Genomic DNA, 16,590 nt, shown 5'->3' with positions numbered 1-16,590 from the left:
ACGGCGATCGGCTCAGGCGTGCTGCACAAAGGTGAGGCGTACCGCAAAACCAATCAAAAGGCTGCCGAACAACCACTGTTGCATACGCTGCGCGGAGCGATTGCGCGCCAGCCACCGGCCGATACGCGCACCGGCCAGGGCGTAGCAGCTATCGAACATGAAACCGACAGCCACCAGGATCATCCCCAGCAACGCAAATTGTGCGGCCACCGGGCCCGCCTGGGGGTTGATGAACTGCGGCAGCAGCACCGAACAGAACAGCAGCGCCTTGGGGTTGAGCAGGTTTGTCAGCAGGCCGCGTTGAAAGGCTGCGCGCCAGGCATGGGCGATCGGTGTGCTTTGGGTTGTATCGAGTGAGGGCAGCATATTGGCGCGCAGGCATTGCACGCCCAGCCACAACAGATAGGCCGCACCGCCCAGGCGCACCACGTCGAAGGTCCACGGTGCCACTTTGAACAGTGTCGCCAGGCCCATACCGGCCAACGCCACATGGCACGCCCGGGCCAGCCCCAAGCCAATGGCCGTGGTCAGCGCCAACGCTTTGCCCTGACGGGCGCCAGTCTGCAGCAGCAAGATCATGTCCGGCCCCGGCAATAGATACGCCACGGAAAGCGCCACCAGAAACAACCAGAGTTCAGCCATGTTTCACCCCCTTGAATGTTGGTTAATTCTAGAGGTGAAGGGTCGGGCAGGTGGTTGCGTAATCAACCGAGAAATCGTCTAGTCTTGGCACTATCTGCCACGTGTCAAACAAACGGCCACTCATTTATGCCAAATCTTAAACTCGACGCCTTTGACCGCAAGATTCTGGAAGCCCTGCAACGCGATGGTCGCCTGAGCAATGTGCAACTGGCTGATGAAATCGGGCTGTCTGCATCACCCTGTTTGCGGCGCGTTCGCCTGCTGGAAGAGGCCGGCGTGATTCGCGGCTACCAGGCCACGCTGGACCGCGATGAAGTGGGGCTGGGGATGATGGTGTTTGTCGGGGTCAAGGTGGAGCGCCATAACGACACCGAGGCCAATGCCTTCCGCGAGGCGGTGACGGCGTTGCCGGAGGTTATTTCGGCATTCCTGGTCTCGGGCGAGTCGGACTTTCTTTTGCAGGTGGTGGTGCCGGATTTACGCGGGTATGAGCGGTTTGTCACCGGCAGCCTGCTGAAGCTGCCCGGTGTGAGGGATATCCGCAGTAACTTTGCGATTCAGACGGTGAAACCCCCAGGAGCTTTGCCGCTGGGGCATTTGCCCGCTTAACGACAACCCCAAACCACCACAAAACAACGGTGGGAGCTGGCAAGCCAGCTCCCACACTTTCGATCTTCGTTGGGCGTGAAAGCGGCTTTGCTCAGGTCCACCAGTAGCGAACAAGATGAAAGAAAATCGGCGCCGCAAAACACACTGAATCCAATCTATCCAGCATCCCGCCGTGCCCTTCGATCATGTGCCCCCAATCCTTCACGCCCCGGTCACGCTTGATCGCCGACATCACGATGCCACCGGCAAACCCGAGCAGGTTGATCAACAGCGCGATCAGGAACGACTGCCAAGGGTTGAACGGCGTGGTCCACCACAGCGCCGCGCCGATCAGGGATGACAGCAGAATCCCGCCGACAAAGCCTTCGACGGTTTTCGACGGCGACAGGTTGGGCGCGATCTTGTGTTTGCCGAACAGCTTGCCGCACACGTACTGCAACACGTCCGACAGTTGCACCACGATCACCAGGTAGGCGATCAGCAGCAGGTTGCGGCCCTCGTAGCCTGGGATGTCGAGGGTCAGCAGCGCGGGCACGAACGACACGCAGAACACCGCGATCATCAGGCCCCATTGCACTTTCGAGGCGCGCTCCAGGAAGTGCGTGCTGTCGCCGCCCAGCGACGCCAGGATCGGCAGCAGCAGGAACACGTACACCGGGATGAAGATCGAGAACAGCCCGTACCAGTCGGAATAGATCAACAGGTATTGCAGCGGCAACGCCAGGTAGAACGCGGCCACCAGTGCCGGGTAATCGCTACGGCGGGTGGGCGTGAGCGTGAGGAATTCGCGCAAGGCGTAGAAGGACACCGCGTAGAACAGCAGGATCACCGCGCCGGTGCCGAGCCAGAAGGCGATGCCGATGACCACCACCATCACCCACCACGCATTGATGCGCGCGTTGAGGTTGTCGACCACCGCATTCGGCGTGCCACGGGTACGCAGCTTGAGAATCAGGCCAATCAGCGACGCGAGCACCAGGATCGCGCCGATGCCGCCGAACAACATCAGGGTTTGGCTATCCATGTCAGACGTGCTCCGGGGCGAGGGCGAGCAAGGCGTCGCGGGTACGGGCGAGAAAGGCGGTTTTGTCTTCGTCGTCTTCCAGCTGCAGCGGCGCGCCGAAGCTGGTGGTGCACAGCAACGGCAGCGGTAGCACGCGGCCCTTGGGCATGACCCGGTTGAGGTTGGCGATCCACACCGGGATCAACTCCGCCTGTGGGTAACTTTTTGCCAAGTGATACAGCCCACTTTTGAACGGCAGCAAGCCGTCTTCCAGGTTGCGCGTGCCTTCGGGGAAGATAATCAGCGAATCGCCGCCCTCCAAGGCCGCCAGCATCGGCTGCAAAGGGTTATCCACAGGGTCTTTGCGCTCGCGGTCGATCAACACGCCGTTGAATACGCGGTTGATGATGTAGCGGCGCAGGGCGCTTTTGTTCCAGTAATCGCTGCCGGCCACTGGGCGTGTGAATTTGCGCAGGTTTTGCGGCAACGACGCCCACAGCAACACGAAGTCGCCGTGGCTGCTGTGGTTGGCGAAGTAGATGCGTTGCACCGGTACCGGCGCGCACCCCAGCCACAGGCTGCGGGCACCGGTCACGGTGCGGGCCATCGAAGTAATCAGGGTGGCGACCACGGGTTCGAACATGGGGATTCCTTATCCGGCGAAAGGCAGCCAGGGGCTGGCGAGGATCACGGCGAGGGTCAGCAGTGCCTGCGCACCGAGCAACCAGGCCTGTTTGCGCAGCAGTTTGAGCGCGCCACGGCGGCGTTCGGTCCAGGGCCTGCCGGCGCGCTTGGCCGATTGCAGGCCGAGGGTTTGCAGGGCTTCGTCGAGGTCCGCGGTACGGTCGGTGTCGCGGGCCAGCAGCGCGAACAGGTCGGCATCGAAAGCCACGCGCAGCGCCCAGTACTTTTGCAGCAGGCCGAGAATAATCATCCACAGGGCCAGCAACAGGCAGATGGTCGAGATACTGGCCATCAGCAGTTGCGCCAAACCGAATAAAATGCCGAGTACCGTCAGGCCTGTGGATAACTGATCCAGCGAACGGCCACGGCGCAGCAGGCTGGCGACGACCTGGAGTTCCATATCAGCGGGCATGGGTTAAACCCTCCAGTGCTTCACGGTGAGCGGGATGCAGGACCATACGGGCCCGGGCTGTACGAATAATAGCCAGCGCTTCATCGACGGTGGTGACGCGCCCGCTGTGCAGCAGCCAAGCGGCGACGGCGGTGGCGCTGCGCGAATACCCGAGGGCGCAGCACACCAGCACGGGGCCGTTTGAGCGCAGACGCTCGATGGCTTGTGCGGCGCGCAGGCATTCGTCTGGCGTGGGCGCGATCAGGTCCAGCACGGGAATGGATTGGTAGGCCCGCCCTTGTGGATTAATTGGCAGTTCGGCGCAGAGATCGACGATGGCGTTGAAAGCACCTTGCTCATCCGTCGTGGGCATTCGCCCAAGCCAAATGTTATCCACAACCAAGTCGGGCTGTGGGTGTTGACGTGTCCACAGGCGCGAGTTGAGCCACGCGGCAGCGAGGTAAGGCGCGTACAGCCAGCGCGCCGCTGGCGTCAGACGGCCATCGGCGCGTTTCTGAAACCCGGCGGCACCGAGTACGAAGTAACTCACCTTGATCAAACCCAATGAAACCGCCGGCCATAGCAGCCACAGCCAACCACCCCGCAGTACCAGGGCGAGTAGCACCAGGATCAGAGCGCCCAGGCCGTAACGCATGCCCAGTCGCCAGCGCTGGGTATCTTGCGTCAGCCGCACGTTCAGCAGCGGGCTCGGGTGCTCCATCGGCCACAACCACACGCATAGCCAACCCGCGAGGGCGCCTGTGGGTAAGTCAATAAAGTGATGTTGATAAGTGGTCAGTACCGAAATCCCGATCAATGCGAACCAGCCGTGCACCAGCCAGCGCCACACACCTTGGGTATGCCGCTGGTACATGACCCACAGGATCACCAACAGCGCGATATGCAGCGAAGGGGCCTGGTTGAACGGCTTGTCGAAGCCTGCCAGCACGGCGAACAGCCAACCGAACACGCCACCCAGCTCTGGCCGCTCGAAGGTAAAGCGCAACGGCCAAATCAGGAAGCAGCTCACCGCGATCATCTGTGCACTCAGCAGGCGCAGCGCATGTTGTTTCAGTTCATGGCGGCTGTTGGGCAGCAGCAGGGAAAAGCCGTAAAGCAGGTCGATGGACCAATAAGGCACGATGGTCCAGGCCAGGAACGGCATGTGGGTTTCCCAGCCGAACACCAGCGTACCGACGTCGCTGCGCTGGCTGGTGACCCAGGTGGCAAGGCCGTAGGTGCTGAAGAACAGCGGCGCCAACAACAGCAGCCAGAGGACGGCTGGTTTCAGTAGACCGGGTTCGCGCATGTTCAGATCTTCTGTGCCAGGGACACCGTGAAAATGCCCCACTCATCCACACGCTGGGTGATCTTGCGAAAGCCCGCGGCCTCGACTAACTGGTCCATTTCTGCCTGGCTGCGACGGCGCATCACCCACGCCTGGCCCTGGCGATGGCTGGTCAGCGCACGTGCAATCAGTTCCAGTTGCGGGTGCCACGGCTGGCCGGTGTAGACCAGATAGCCGCCCGGCTCCACCGCCTCGGCGAGGCCCGCCAGCGAACCGCCGACCATGGCGTTATCGGCAAACAATTCATACAGGCCGGACACCACCGCCAGTGTAGGCTTTGGGTCCAGCGCCGCCAGGTCGGCACGATCGAACGCGTCGCCTTTGACGAATTGCGCGATGTCCCCCAGGCCTTTCTCGCGAATCAGCGCGCCACCGTCGCGCACATTGATGTCGCTGTAGTCGCGCAGCAGGATCGATTCCGGCAACGGCGAAACACCCTGCAAGGCTTCGAGAATGTAGCGGCCGTGACCGGCGGCAATATCGACAATGCGCACCTCGCGATCATCCGCACGCAACGTGGCCATGGCCAGGCGCAGCAGCTCTTCGACGTTCAGCTTGCGCTGGCGAATACCGCGCCAGCCTATGGAGTTGAGGTAGTTGGTGTCGATCATCCGGCCCAGCCCGCCCTTGCCGGTGGGCGTGTTGCGGTACACGTAGTCCAGGGTACTGCCGGAGTCGAAGCCGGTGTCGAAGCCCAATTTCACCCCGTCCGAGAGGTTCTTGCCCAGGCCCATGCTGGCGCGGGTCGTGCGCCAGTACAGGTCGCGCAAGGAATTGCGCGGCAGCGGGGCGGCGAGGGATTCGGATTCGGCACAGGTGGCGCCCAGCTTGTCGGCGTCGAGCAACGCGGCGCGGTCCAGCGGGTGTTCGAAGTTTTGCAGGATAAAGCGCCTGGCGCTGTTCACGGCCACGGCGCGGTCGCGTTCACCGAGGGTGTCGTGGAAGAACCCGGGCAGGATGTGCAGTTCTTTTTTCAGGCTGCCGAGGCGGTCGAAAAACTGTTGCTGGGGTTTGCGGTGCACCACAAAGTCCGAGCCCGAGACCAGCAGTTGAGTCGGCACCTGGATTGCCTGGGCATCGGCAACAACCCGGTCGGCAGCTTCGTACAGGCCGAGCAGCACATTCACCGAGATCGCCTTGGTGATCAGCGGGTCGCTGTCGTAGGACGCCACGCGCTGCGGGTCATGGCTGAGGAACTTGGCCTTGACGTAACTGTTGACGAAGAAGTTGCCGCGAAACTTGCGCATCAGCGCCAGGCCCGGGCGGGCGAAGGGCACGTAGAGCTTTACCTTGAACGCCGGGGAGGCGAGCACCAGGGCGCGGATTTTCGGCGCGTAGTCGTGCACCCAAGTGGCGGCGATCACCGCGCCGACGCTTTGGGCGATGACGGCGACGTTTTCTTCTTCAATGCCATAGGTGGCGCCGATGTGGTCGCAGAACGTCTGCACATCACGGGCGCTGGTGGCGAAGCTTGGGCTGTCACCGCGCGCGCCGGGGGATTGGCCGTGGCCACGGGCGTCCCAGGCGAAAAAGTCGAACTGCGGCAGGTCGAGCTCATCCACCAAGTGGGCAATGCGCCCGGAATGCTCATGGCCGCGATGGAACAGCAGGATCGCCTTGCGCGGCTCATCGCCAAGCGAGGCAGTGGCCGGCCAGTGCCGGTAGAAAAGCTCGACGCCATCATAGGTACTGAAGGTGTGCTCTTGCTGTTCGCGCATCGCAAAAATCCTTATGCAATCGGAGAGGTAGGTTCTTCTTTGAGGCCTTGGCGCACGCGGTTGACCAAGGTGTAGGCGAGCAGCGCGGCGACCAGCCACATCAGCGTGTCGACCCAGCCCGCAGCGAGCCAGCCCAGCGCCACGCCGGTGGCGAGCACGCCGAGCACAAAGGCGCGATCGCTCTTGCCCATCGGGCCGTCATAACGACGCGAAGCACCGACCATCGGCCCGAGCACACCGGCGTACTCACTGAACACGGCGAGCAGCGCCACCAGCAGCACCGGCGCCAGGCTCACGCCGGGGATCAGCGCAAACGGCAGGATCAGCGCGCTGTCGGCGATCACGTCGCACAGTTCGTTAAGGTAGGCACCCAGGCGCGACTGCTGGCCGAATTCGCGCGCGAGCATGCCGTCGATAGCATTGAGGGCCATGCGCAGGATCATCCACAGCGGGATCAGTGCAAACAGCCACAGGTGTTGAGCGAAGCTGGCGATCAGCAGGCCGACCAGCAACGACACGACGCCCGCCAGCACGGTGATCTGGTTGGCGGTGGTGCCATTGTCGTAGAGGCGCTGCACGAGGGGGCGCAGCAGGTTTTGAAACCGCGGCTTGAGCTGATAGATGGAAATCATGGGGGATGGCGCTTCCTTGTCCGTGAACCCGCGAAAAACTGTCCGGAGTGTGCCGATTAATCGTGGCCTGCACCAGTGATGGCTCGTGTTTCTGGGGGTTTAGTCACTATCCCAAATGTAAGAAAGTACAAACGGTGGGAGCGGGCTTGTCCGCGATAGTGGTGTATCAGTCTATGCATCGATAACGGGCAGGACGCTATCGCGGGCAAGCCCACTCCCGCATGAGTCTGCGCTGTTTTCGAACAAAAATTTCACGCCGCGTGTTATATCGTAACGAATTGTGTACAAGTGGGCGTTGAGTGGATGCAAGTGGATCTAGAAGCTGACGGCGCTTCGGTGGAAGGCCTGCCGCGTTTTCAGCAAGGGCTGTTCCATGCCCGTCGATTAAGACAAGCCGGCATCAGCCTGACAGCCCTGGCCGTTTCCGGTTGGGTGCTGGCGCTGTTTGTCGCGTTGTTTGCGCCGCTGTCGATTTGGCCGGTGGTGCTGATCAACTGCGCGTCGGCTTTGCTGGTGCTGGTGGCCGGGGTGCAGTCGGCGTGGTGGGTCGCTGACTGGCGCGCCCAGGCGCTGGAAGAGCCAACGGCTGCAGTGAGCGAACTGCCCGCCGAAGACGCGGGCTGGTATGCACGTCTGGTGGGGCGTTTCGGCAGCGGTTTGATTGCGCAGGTGGGCGCGCCGGTGCTGTGGCTGGGCGGTTGGTCGTTGCTGGCGCTGATCAGCATCATCGAATTCTGGAACCTCGCGTTACCGCCAGCGGCTGTCGGGCAGTCGGCAAGTATCGGCGCCGCGCTGGCCTTGGCGTTGGCGTTTGGTTTGCTGGTGTTCGAGCGCCGCCTGGCGCAGGAAACCGCCGCGCAATGGCCGGAAGCCTCGCAGCTCGCGCAGTTAAGCCGGGTGGCGATTGTGTGCCTGGTGGTCAGCGCGATCTGCTTGCTGTTCGCAGGCGCGCAATCGGTTTGGCCATTGCGCGTGGCGGTGCTGATCGGCCTGTTGCCGGGGTTGGTCGCCGTGGAGTTTTTGCTCCGGGCCGTGCTGTCGCTGTTCAGCCCGCGCCAACCGCGCGTCGAACCCCGCTTGATGGCAAACAGTTTCGTCGCCGGGTTGCTGCGCTGGCCGCCACAACCCTTGCAAGCGCTGCAGCATGAATTGCACAACCGCTTCGGCATCGACCTGCGCCAGATCTGGGCGTTTACCTACATGCGCCGCGCGTTTCTGCCGGTGTTGCTGGTGGTCCTGGCTGTAGGCTGGGCGCTGACCGGCGTGCATGAAGTGCCGCTGCAAGGCCGTGGGATTTATGAGCGCTTCGGCAAACCCGTGGACGTATTCGGGCCGGGCCTGCATGCAGGCTTGCCGTGGCCATTGGGCCGCGTGTTGAACGTGGAGAACGGTGTGGTGCATGAGCTGGCCACCAGCGTCAGCGAAGCCGCCACGCCTGAGCTGGCCGCTGCCGAAGGCCCGGCGCCGACCATCGCCAACCGCCTGTGGGACGCCAGTCATGTGAATGACAAATCCCAGGTCATCGCCAGCAGCAGCGGCGACAAGCAGAGCTTCCAGATCGTCAATATGGACGTGCGTTTCGTCTACCGCATCGGCCTCACCGACCAGGCCGCGCTCGCCGCCACTTACAACAGTGCGGACGTGCCGACGCTGATCCGCAGCACCGCCAGCCGCATCCTCGTCCACGACTTCGCCTCGCGCACCCTCGACGAACTGCTCGGCGAAGAACGCACCCGTTTGGCCGACGAAATCGGTCGCGCGGTGCAGGCCGATCTGCAGAAGCTCGACACCGGCGTGGAGATTCTCGCCACGGTGGTGGAAGCCATTCACCCACCGGCAGGCGCAGCCAATGCCTACCACGCGGTGCAGGCCGCACAGATCGGCGCCCAGGCCCTGATCTCCCGCGAGCGCGGGGCGGCCAGCGAACAGACCAACCAAGCCTTGCTGCAAGCCAGCACCGCGCGCGACCAGGCCGTGGCCACCGCGCGCGAGGTGAATGCAGGCGCCCAGGCGGCGGACCTGCGCTTTACCGCCGAACAAAAAGCCTACGCCGCCGCAGGCCAGGCGTTCGTGCTGGAACAGTACCTCGGCCAACTCAGCCAAGGCCTGGCCCACGCCAAGCTGCTTATTCTGGATCACCGCCTGGGCGCCGATGGCGCGCCGACGATCGATCTGCGTTCTTTTACCTTGCCGGCTGATCCCTCGACGCCGCGTAAAGCCGTTCAATAAGGAGTCTGTCTGTTGAGCGCTCATTCTCACGATCATGGTCATCACCATCATGGCCACTCTCATCACCATCACGGTGATGAACACGCCTCCGGGCCTTTTCCTTGGCGGCGCATGGCCTGGGCGGTGCTGCTGGTGCTGTTTGCGGTTGCGGCCGCCAGCCTGGTGCAAGTGCGTTCCGGCGAGGCCACGGTGATCACGCGTTTCGGCAACCCGTCGCGCGTGCTGCTGGAACCGGGCCTGGGCTGGCGCTGGCCGGCGCCTTTCGAGGCGGCGATCCCGGTGGACCTGCGCCTGCGCACCACCTCCAGCGGTTTGCAGGACGTGGGCACCCGTGATGGTTTGCGCATCATCGTGCAGGCCTATGTGGCGTGGCAGGTGCAGGGCGATGCCGACAATGTGCAGCGTTTCATGCGCGCGGTGCAGAACCAGCCGGACGAGGCGGCGCGGCAGATTCGCACCTTCGTCGGCTCGGCGCTGGAAACCACGGCGGCCAGCTTTGACCTGTCCAGCTTGATCAATACCGACGCCAGCCAAGTGCGCATCGCCGATTTCGAGGCGCAACTGCGCCAGCAGATTGATCAACAATTGCTCACTACCTATGGCGTGCGCGTGGCGCAGGTCGGCGTTGAGCGCCTGACCTTGCCGTCCGTGACGCTCACCGCCACCGTCGACCGCATGCGCGCCGAGCGTGAAACCATCGCCACCGAACGCACCGCCGTGGGCAAGCGTGAAGCGGCGCAGATTCGCTCCGCTGCCGAGCGCGACGCGCGCATCGTGCAGGCTGATGCCACGGTGAAAGCCGCCGATATCGAAGCGCAATCGCGGGTCGAGGCGGCGCAGATTTATGGCCGCGCCTACGCCGGCAATCCGCAGCTGTATAACCTGCTGCGCTCCCTCGACACCTTGGGCACGGTGGTCACGCCGGGCACCAAGATCATCCTGCGCACCGACGCCGCGCCATTCCGTGCATTGGTGGATGGGCCGAAGGACGTCCAGCCATGACCGAGCGTGACAGCCCGGACAGCCCGTGGATCCAGGCCGGGCGCCTGACCTTCCTGGCGCTGTACGCGGTGACGGTGTTAGCGGCGTTGGCCTGGGCGTTTTCCAATGTGCGCCAGATCGACCCACAGAATCGCGCCGTGGTGCTGCACTTCGGCGCCCTCGACCGCATTCAGAATGCGGGGCTTTTATTGGCGTGGCCGCAGCCGTTCGAGCAGGTGGTGTTGTTGCCGGCGGCGGACCGGGTGATCGAGCGTCGCGTGGAAAATCTGCTGCGCTCCGACACGGCGGTGCAAGCCGACCGCGTCGCGAGTTTTGCGACGCCATTGAGCGATGCCCTCGCCGGGTCCGGTTACCTGCTGACCGGCGACGCGGGCGTGGTGCAACTGGATGTGCGCGTGTTCTACAAGGTCACCGAGCCCTACGCATTCGTGTTGCAGGGCGAGCATGTGCTGCCGGCTCTGGATCGCCTGGTCACGCGCAGCGCTGTGGCCCTGACGGCGGCGCGCGACCTGGACACTATTCTGGTGGCGCGCCCTGAGCTGATCGGCGCCGACAATGGCGCCGCCGAACGCCGTGAACGGCTGCGCGGGGATCTGGTGCAAGGCATCAATAAACGCTTGGCAGAGTTGACGTCTACCGGCTTGGGGTTGGGCATCGAAGCCACCCGAGTGGATGTGCAATCAAGCTTGCCGGGCCCGGCGGTGAATGCGTTCAACGCCGTGCTGACCGCCAGCCAGCAAGCTGATAAAGCCGTGGCCAATGCGCGCACTGACGCGGAAAAACTGACCCAGACCGCTACTCAGGAAGCGGATCGCCTGGTGCAAGTCGCCCACGCCCAAGCCAGCGAGCGCCTGGCCAACGCGCAGGCGCAAACCGCCACCGTTGCCAGCCTGGCGCAGGTAAAAGACCCTGGCCTGTTGCTGCGGCTGTACCGCGAGCGCTTGCCGAAGATCCTCGGCCAGGCCGGTTCCGTGACCACGGTCGATCCTAAAGACGACTCCCGCTTGATCATTCAGGGAGCCGAACAATGAGCGCACCCATGCTGACATCCGCCGAGCAGCGCAGTGCTGCGCGGCAATTGACCCTGGCCATGCTGGCCTTGGGCTTGCTGATATTGGGCCTGGTGTGGCGCTGGCTGGCGCCGGACCAGAACGGCGTCAGCCAGTTGCTGCTGGGGGTTGCGTCCTTGCTCGTCGCCGTCCCGGTGATGCGTTCGGCCTGGTACAGCCTGCGGTTCCCGAGCCTGCATGGCATCACCGACCAATTGATCGCGCTGGCGATGATTGGCGCGTGGGCCACGGGCGATCTGCTGACCGCCGCGCTGCTGCCGATCATCATGATCTTCGGGCATGTGCTGGAAGAGCGCAGCGTGATCGGCTCCCAAGAGGCGATTCACGCTCTGGGCAAACTGACCCGCAGCCACGCGCGCCGGGTGCAGGCCGATGGCAGCATTGTCGAAGTGGATAACGGCACGCTGAACACCGGCGATATCGTCGAAGTGCGCGCGGGTGACCGGGTGCCCGCCGATGGCGTGGTGCTGTCGGGCCAGGCGAGCCTGGACACGGCGCCGATCACCGGTGAGTCGGTGCCGCTGGAGGCCAGCGTGGGCGTGCAGGTGTATGGCGGGGCGATCAACCTCGATGGTTTGCTGCGCCTGCAGGTGACGCGCACGGGCGATGAGTCAACCTTGGGCAAGGTCATCGCGCTGATGCAGAACGCCGAGCGTTCCAAGCCGCCGATTACCCGGCTGCTGGAGCGTTATGCCGGCAGTTATATGGTGCTGGTGCTGTTGCTGGCGGCAGTGACCTGGTTTGTGACCAATGACGCCCAGGCGATGTTGGCCGTGCTGGTGGCGGCGTGCCCATGTGCGTTGGTGCTGTCGGCGCCGGCCACGGCGATTGCCGGGATTGCGGTGGCGGCGCGTCATGGGATTTTGATTCGCAGCTCGGCGTTCCTGGAAGAACTGGCCGACTTGACGTCGCTGGTGGTCGACAAGACCGGCACGCTGACCTTTGGCACCTTGCGCTTGCAGTCGATCGAAACGACGGCGCCAGACCAGCAAGTGTTGTTGAACCTGGCGGCCAGCCTCGGTTCGGCCAGCAGTCACCCGGTCAGCCGCGCGCTGGCGGGGTTGGCGACGCATGAACAACAGCTGGCGTTGACCGACATCCGCGAACGCCAGGGTCTGGGCGTGGTGGCGCAGACCGAGCAAGGCGAGGCGGCATTGGGGCGGCCGGAGTTGTTCGAGCAACTGGGTATTGTCACCACCGCCGTGCCCACTCACGACGGCCCGATTGCCGGGTTGGCGCTGAATGGGCAGTTCCTTGCGTGGATGTTGCTGGCTGACAGCGTCAAGCCGGAGGCACGCCAGGCCCTGCAGGAACTGCGGGAGCTGGGCCTGGGTCGCCAGTTGCTGCTCACCGGCGACCGCCAAAGCGTCGCCGACAGCCTGGCGCTGGACGTGGGCATCAGCGACGTCGAAGCCCAGGCGCTGCCGGAAGACAAACTCAATCGCGTGCTGGGGGAAATCAGCAGCGGCTTCCGGCCAATGGTGGTGGGCGACGGCATCAACGACTCACTGGCGCTCAAGGCGGGCGTGGTGGGCGTGGCGATGGGGGCGGGCGGGGCGGATATCGCCCTGGCGTCGGCGGATGTGGTGTTGATCGGCAGTGATTTGCGCCGCCTGGGCACCTGCGTGCGCTTGAGTCGTCAATGCCGGCACACGTTGCAGGTCAACGTGATCATTGGTCTGGGCTGGACGCTGGCCATCGTCGTGTTCGCCGCTTTTGGCTGGCTGGGCGCGGCGGGCGCCATGATTGCGGCGGTGCTGCATAACCTCAGCACCTTGCTGGTGTTAGGTAATGCCGGGCGTTTGCTACGCTTCCAGGAGCCTCTTTTGAAGCTTGAAGAATAATTTTCAGAAATATTTGCACACGGCTGTAACGCCGATGAAGGACCTCACTCTAGTGGTATGTCGAGACTGAACAATCCGTTCAGACCGACTCCACTACCGATCATGAGGATACAAAAATGAACTTCAAATCCGCTGCTGCTGGTGCCGCCCTCGCAATGGCCGCCGCTACCATGTTTGCTGGTGTTGTGACTCAGGCTCAAGCCGCTGACATGTCTGTGCACTGCTACGGCATCAACGCGTGCAAAGGCCAGAACGACTGCAAAACCAAAGACCACGCCTGCAAAGGTCAAGGTTCTTGCAAAGGCCAAGGCTTCAAAGTCCAGGCCAGTGCTGATGCTTGCACCAAGGCTGGCGGCAAAGTCGGCGAATAACCGGCAACTGAGTGCTCCCGCAGCGGATGCCCCCCACCGCTGCGGACACTTTGCCCAGGAGTGTCTGATGTCCGCTTCCCTTACAAGTCTGGGTTACGGCCTGGGTCTACGCAGTGAGTACTACCAGCAGATCCTTGAACAATCGCCGGCCGTGGATTGGTTTGAAGTGATCTCCGAGAATTATCTGGTTAAGGGCGGTAAGGCCTTGTACTACCTGGACGCGATAGCCGAGCGCTATCCCTTGGTGATGCATGGCGTGTCCCTGTCCATCGGCGGGCCCCATGCCCTCGATACCGATTACCTGAAACAAATCAAACAGCTTGCCGAGCGCATTCAACCCGCGTGGATCTCCGATCACCTGTGCTGGAGCCGTGGCAGCGCGCATCAATTGCATGACCTGTTGCCCCTGCCTTACACCGAAGAAAGCCTCTACCACGTGGCCGGCCGCGTGCGCCAAGTGCAGGACGTGTTGCAGCGCCCGTTGGTGCTGGAAAACGTCTCCAGTTATGTGCGCTCCAAGGCGGATGAATTTACTGAGTGGGAATTCCTCAACGCATTGGCTCACCTCACGGGCTGCCAACTGTTGCTGGACGTGAACAATGTGTACGTCAGCTCGCGTAACCACGGGTTCGATGCCTGGACATTTATTCGCAGCCTGCCGCCGGAGAGCATTCGCCAGCTGCATCTCGCCGGGCATATGGACTACGGCGACTACGTGGTCGATACCCACGACCACCCGGTGTGCGACCCGGTATGGGATCTGTATCAACAGACGCTTGAGCATTTGGGGCCGGTGTCGACGCTGTTGGAGCGTGATGACCATTTTCCGCCCTTTGAAGAACTGCTTACCGAGTTAAGCAAGGCCCGTGAATTGGGCGCGACCGCATTGGCCAGGAGATCGCTATGCGCCTGACCGATTGGCAGTTGGCGTTTGAAGCGCATCTGCTGGCTGAATCTTCCGTGGCCAATAGTGGTTTTGCCGCCACGTTGCTTGGCGGGCCGACGCTGGACGTGGAAACGGGTTTGGCGATTTACCACAACGCTTACGTGTCACGGTTGCAGGAAGTCTTGCGCCATGACTTCGGCGCTGTCTGGTATTGGCTGGGCGATGATGAATTCGCGTTACTGACAGACGCCTACGTGCGCCGCTATCCGTCGGCACATTACAGCCTGCGCTGGCTCGGTGAGCGCTTCCCGGCGTTTATCAATGAGCATCTGGTGGCTGAACAGAGCCCGCCGCTGGCTGAGTTGGCGCGCTTGGAATGGGCGTTTACCCTGGCATTTGACGCCCCTCAAGGCGAGCCGCTGAGCCTGAATGAGATGGCGTTGTTGCCGCCCGAGGACTGGCCGGGTTTGCAGGTCACGCTGGCGCCTTCGGTGCAGCAGCTGCTTTGCCATTTCAATACCGTGGCGATTTGGCGCGCCAGCAAGGACGAGTCGGACTTCCCTGACAGCCATGCGCTTGAGTTGGCGCAGATTTGCCTGGTGTGGCGCCATCAGAACGTGTGCCACTACCGCAGCCTGGAGCCCGCAGAAGCGTGCGCCCTGGCGGGCATGGTGACCACTGGCTGGAATTTTTCAGAACTGTGCGCGGAGCTTGCAGTCACTTATGGAGAGGGTGCCCCCCTGCAGGCCGTGACGTGGCTGAAACAGTGGATCCAGGATGGTTTGCTGGAGCGCCGAGTACCATAGAAGAACGCTATCAAATCGATAGCCTCCTACTTTGTCTTCGGATGGTCTACCCTCACACCAGACGTCTGAAACAAGGGGGGACTACTCATGCTCGCGCAACTTCCACCGGCCTTACAGAATCTCAAGCTACCGCTGCGTCTTCGACTCTGGGACGGCCATGAATTCAACCTGGGCCCCGAGCCCAGTGTGACGATCGTGGTGAAGGACCCCACGGTCGTCTCCCAGTTGACCCATCCAACGCTCGACTCACTGGGCGAAGCGTTCGTGGAGGGCAAACTGGAGCTGGAAGGCTCCATCGCCGAGGTCATTCGGGTATGTGACGAATTGAGTCACGCCCTGATCGAAGACGACGAGGGGAGTCGTCCGGTGCGCTCGATCCACGACAAGGCCACTGACGCAGCGGCCATTTCCTACCATTACGACCTGTCCAACGAGTTCTACCAGCTGTGGCTGGATCAGGACATGGCGTACTCCTGCGGTTATTTCGAAACCGGCAGCGAATCCATCGACCAAGCCCAACAAGACAAATTTCGCCACCTGTGCCGCAAGTTGCGGCTGCAGCCGGGTGAGTATTTGCTCGACGTTGGCTGTGGTTGGGGCGGGTTGGCGCGGTTTGCGGCGCGCGAGTTCGGGGTCAAGGTGTTTGGTATCACCCTGAGCAAAGAGCAATTGGCGTTGGCCCGTGAACGGGTGAAAGCCGAGGGCCTGGAAGATCAGGTGGACCTGCAACTGCTCGACTACCGTGACCTGCCGCAAGACGGCCGTTTCGACAAAGTCGTCAGCGTGGGCATGTTCGAACACGTCGGCCACGCCAACCTGGCGCAATACTGCAAGACGCTGTTCGGCGCGGTGCGTGAAGGCGGCCTGGTGATGAACCATGGCATCACTGCCAAGCACACTGACGGTCGCCCTGTGGGCCGTGGCGCCGGGGATTTTATCGAGCGTTACGTGTTCCCCAACGGCGAGTTGCCGCACCTGTCGATGATGACGGCCGAGATCAGTGAAGTCGGGCTTGAAGTGGTCGATGTCGAAAGCCTGCGCCTGCATTACGCGCGCACGCTGGACCACTGGAGCGAGCGCCTGGAGGACAATCTGGAAGCGGCGGCGAAGATGGTGCCGGAGCAAGCGCTGCGCATCTGGCGGCTGTACCTGGCCGGTTGCGCGTACGCGTTTGCGCGCGGCTGGATCAACCTGCACCAGATCCTGGCGGTAAAACCCCACGCCGATGGCAGCCATGAACTGCCGTGGACGCGGGAAGATATCTACCGCTGAAACGGGATTGCAAAAACACTGAAGCTTTAAAACTGTGGGAGCTGGCTTGCCTGCGATGGCGGTGTATCAGGACCGATTGAGTC

16 protein-coding genes are annotated in these 16,590 nt (G+C 62.7%); 9 read left to right on the top strand and 7 right to left on the bottom strand.

Going from position 1 to position 16,590, the window contains the following annotated elements; genetic code table 11:
• Positions 1–12: 12 nt before the first annotated feature.
• The gene (locus tag WBB95_RS12605) at positions 13–642 is read right to left on the bottom strand and encodes a LysE family translocator (protein WP_424487903.1); all 630 of its coding nucleotides are present in this window, start codon (positions 640–642) and stop codon (positions 13–15) included.
• A gap of 126 nt (positions 643–768) precedes the next feature.
• Here WBB95_RS12605 and WBB95_RS12600 point away from each other — a divergent pair, with 126 nt between their 5' ends.
• Complete coding sequence (locus WBB95_RS12600; RefSeq protein WP_424487902.1) at positions 769–1,251, top strand: Lrp/AsnC family transcriptional regulator; 483 nt, start codon at positions 769–771, stop codon at positions 1,249–1,251.
• A gap of 91 nt (positions 1,252–1,342) precedes the next feature.
• On the opposite strand, the gene WBB95_RS12595 is transcribed toward WBB95_RS12600, so the two are convergent.
• The 6 genes from WBB95_RS12595 to WBB95_RS12570 are packed head-to-tail and all read right to left on the bottom strand — an operon-like array spanning position 1,343 to position 7,027.
• Positions 1,343–2,275 (bottom strand): phosphatidate cytidylyltransferase, encoded by a 933-nt coding sequence (locus WBB95_RS12595; protein ID WP_106575956.1) that lies wholly within the window; start codon positions 2,273–2,275, stop codon positions 1,343–1,345.
• 1 nt (position 2,276) lies between these two features.
• On the bottom strand, positions 2,277–2,897 hold the full coding sequence (locus WBB95_RS12590) for a lysophospholipid acyltransferase family protein (protein ID WP_424487901.1): 621 nt from the start codon (positions 2,895–2,897) through the stop codon (positions 2,277–2,279).
• A 9-nt stretch (positions 2,898–2,906) separates the two neighbouring features.
• Complete coding sequence (locus tag WBB95_RS12585; protein WP_424487900.1) at positions 2,907–3,350, bottom strand: hypothetical protein; 444 nt, start codon at positions 3,348–3,350, stop codon at positions 2,907–2,909.
• Positions 3,340–4,638 (bottom strand): phosphatase PAP2/dual specificity phosphatase family protein, encoded by a 1,299-nt coding sequence (locus WBB95_RS12580; protein ID WP_424487899.1) that lies wholly within the window; start codon positions 4,636–4,638, stop codon positions 3,340–3,342. Before WBB95_RS12580 ends, WBB95_RS12585 begins: the two co-directional genes overlap by 11 nt.
• Before the next feature lie 2 nt (positions 4,639–4,640).
• The gene (locus WBB95_RS12575) at positions 4,641–6,395 is read right to left on the bottom strand and encodes a bifunctional alpha/beta hydrolase/class I SAM-dependent methyltransferase (RefSeq protein WP_424487898.1); all 1,755 of its coding nucleotides are present in this window, start codon (positions 6,393–6,395) and stop codon (positions 4,641–4,643) included.
• A gap of 11 nt (positions 6,396–6,406) precedes the next feature.
• Positions 6,407–7,027, bottom strand: a complete 621-nt coding sequence (locus tag WBB95_RS12570; protein WP_424487897.1) for a CDP-alcohol phosphatidyltransferase family protein — start codon at positions 7,025–7,027, stop codon at positions 6,407–6,409.
• A gap of 303 nt (positions 7,028–7,330) precedes the next feature.
• Between WBB95_RS12570 and hflK (WBB95_RS12565) the strand changes: the two genes are divergently transcribed.
• From hflK (WBB95_RS12565) to cfaB, 8 genes are all read left to right on the top strand, one after another.
• Positions 7,331–9,256: a protease modulator HflK gene (hflK, locus tag WBB95_RS12565; RefSeq protein WP_424487896.1), complete on the top strand. Its 1,926-nt coding sequence runs from the start codon at positions 7,331–7,333 to the stop codon at positions 9,254–9,256.
• Between the two features lie 12 nt (positions 9,257–9,268).
• Positions 9,269–10,258: a protease modulator HflC gene (gene hflC, locus WBB95_RS12560; RefSeq protein WP_424487895.1), complete on the top strand. Its 990-nt coding sequence runs from the start codon at positions 9,269–9,271 to the stop codon at positions 10,256–10,258.
• On the top strand, positions 10,255–11,289 hold the full coding sequence (hflK, locus tag WBB95_RS12555; RefSeq protein WP_424487894.1) for a protease modulator HflK: 1,035 nt from the start codon (positions 10,255–10,257) through the stop codon (positions 11,287–11,289). Before hflC ends, hflK (WBB95_RS12555) begins: the two co-directional genes overlap by 4 nt.
• Complete coding sequence (locus tag WBB95_RS12550) at positions 11,286–13,172, top strand: cation-translocating P-type ATPase (RefSeq protein ID WP_424487893.1); 1,887 nt, start codon at positions 11,286–11,288, stop codon at positions 13,170–13,172. Before hflK (WBB95_RS12555) ends, WBB95_RS12550 begins: the two co-directional genes overlap by 4 nt.
• A gap of 116 nt (positions 13,173–13,288) precedes the next feature.
• A complete protein-coding gene (locus WBB95_RS12545) occupies positions 13,289–13,543 on the top strand; it encodes a hypothetical protein (RefSeq protein ID WP_177011808.1) in 255 nt (84 codons plus the stop codon).
• A gap of 67 nt (positions 13,544–13,610) precedes the next feature.
• On the top strand, positions 13,611–14,456 hold the full coding sequence (locus WBB95_RS12540) for a DUF692 domain-containing protein (protein ID WP_424487892.1): 846 nt from the start codon (positions 13,611–13,613) through the stop codon (positions 14,454–14,456).
• A complete protein-coding gene (locus WBB95_RS12535; RefSeq protein ID WP_424487891.1) occupies positions 14,447–15,235 on the top strand; it encodes a putative DNA-binding domain-containing protein in 789 nt (262 codons plus the stop codon). Before WBB95_RS12540 ends, WBB95_RS12535 begins: the two co-directional genes overlap by 10 nt.
• A gap of 87 nt (positions 15,236–15,322) precedes the next feature.
• The gene (cfaB, locus tag WBB95_RS12530) at positions 15,323–16,507 is read left to right on the top strand and encodes a C17 cyclopropane fatty acid synthase CfaB (RefSeq protein ID WP_424487890.1); all 1,185 of its coding nucleotides are present in this window, start codon (positions 15,323–15,325) and stop codon (positions 16,505–16,507) included.
• Positions 16,508–16,590 lie beyond the last annotated feature (83 nt).

The organism is Pseudomonas sp. (assembly GCF_049645325.1).
GTDB lineage: Bacteria > Pseudomonadota > Gammaproteobacteria > Pseudomonadales > Pseudomonadaceae > Aquipseudomonas.
Note: the sequence above shows the minus strand (reverse complement) of the source record. Positions and strands in the feature narration are given on the sequence as shown.

Coding starts and splice junctions, on each gene's coding strand:
- WBB95_RS12540 (WP_424487892.1), top strand. CDS start 13,611: ATGTCCGCTTCCCTTACAAGTCTGGGTTACGGCCTGGGTCTACGCAGT.
- cfaB (WP_424487890.1), top strand. CDS start 15,323: ATGCTCGCGCAACTTCCACCGGCCTTACAGAATCTCAAGCTACCGCTG.
- WBB95_RS12535 (WP_424487891.1), top strand. CDS start 14,447: ATGCGCCTGACCGATTGGCAGTTGGCGTTTGAAGCGCATCTGCTGGCT.
- WBB95_RS12585 (WP_424487900.1), bottom strand. CDS start 3,350: ATGCCCGCTGATATGGAACTCCAGGTCGTCGCCAGCCTGCTGCGCCGT.
- WBB95_RS12545 (WP_177011808.1), top strand. CDS start 13,289: ATGAACTTCAAATCCGCTGCTGCTGGTGCCGCCCTCGCAATGGCCGCC.
- WBB95_RS12605 (WP_424487903.1), bottom strand. CDS start 642: ATGGCTGAACTCTGGTTGTTTCTGGTGGCGCTTTCCGTGGCGTATCTA.
- hflK (WP_424487894.1), top strand. CDS start 10,255: ATGACCGAGCGTGACAGCCCGGACAGCCCGTGGATCCAGGCCGGGCGC.
- WBB95_RS12590 (WP_424487901.1), bottom strand. CDS start 2,897: ATGTTCGAACCCGTGGTCGCCACCCTGATTACTTCGATGGCCCGCACC.
- WBB95_RS12580 (WP_424487899.1), bottom strand. CDS start 4,638: ATGCGCGAACCCGGTCTACTGAAACCAGCCGTCCTCTGGCTGCTGTTG.
- WBB95_RS12550 (WP_424487893.1), top strand. CDS start 11,286: ATGAGCGCACCCATGCTGACATCCGCCGAGCAGCGCAGTGCTGCGCGG.
- WBB95_RS12575 (WP_424487898.1), bottom strand. CDS start 6,395: ATGCGCGAACAGCAAGAGCACACCTTCAGTACCTATGATGGCGTCGAG.
- hflK (WP_424487896.1), top strand. CDS start 7,331: ATGCAAGTGGATCTAGAAGCTGACGGCGCTTCGGTGGAAGGCCTGCCG.
- WBB95_RS12570 (WP_424487897.1), bottom strand. CDS start 7,027: ATGATTTCCATCTATCAGCTCAAGCCGCGGTTTCAAAACCTGCTGCGC.
- WBB95_RS12595 (WP_106575956.1), bottom strand. CDS start 2,275: ATGGATAGCCAAACCCTGATGTTGTTCGGCGGCATCGGCGCGATCCTG.
- WBB95_RS12600 (WP_424487902.1), top strand. CDS start 769: ATGCCAAATCTTAAACTCGACGCCTTTGACCGCAAGATTCTGGAAGCC.